We start from the raw sequence: 280 nt of genomic DNA on the forward strand, positions 1-280 counted from the left end.
GCGTATACCAGTATTGAGCTAGAAATGGTTGGTAAAAATGCAAAACTTAGCTACGACGATTTTTTAACCTTAAAAGCACGAGTAAAAGAAGCAGAAACACTCACCGCACTAATGTTTACTTGGCGTTTTTCAGGCGGAGCTGAGTATGGTAATAAAAGGCATTCATCGCGGGTTATGGGTACTGAGCAAGACTAACAAAACGCATACCGTACCTACCCCGATCTAGGCCGTTTTATTCGCGCTGAAGACGACGAAAAACGCCGCCGCGTAGCTTTTATTG

Annotated in this window: 1 pseudogene; it reads left to right on the forward strand. The window is 43.9% G+C overall.

Going from position 1 to position 280, the window contains the following annotated elements:
- A pseudogene (locus AAEY62_RS22005) lies at positions 1 to 195 on the forward strand (ABC transporter permease); the annotation flags it as partial.
- Between the last annotated feature and the right edge of the window lie 85 nt (positions 196 to 280).

This window comes from Pseudoalteromonas sp. GW168-MNA-CIBAN-0100 (assembly GCF_040309225.1).
Classification (GTDB): Bacteria; Pseudomonadota; Gammaproteobacteria; order Enterobacterales; family Alteromonadaceae; genus Pseudoalteromonas; species Pseudoalteromonas arctica.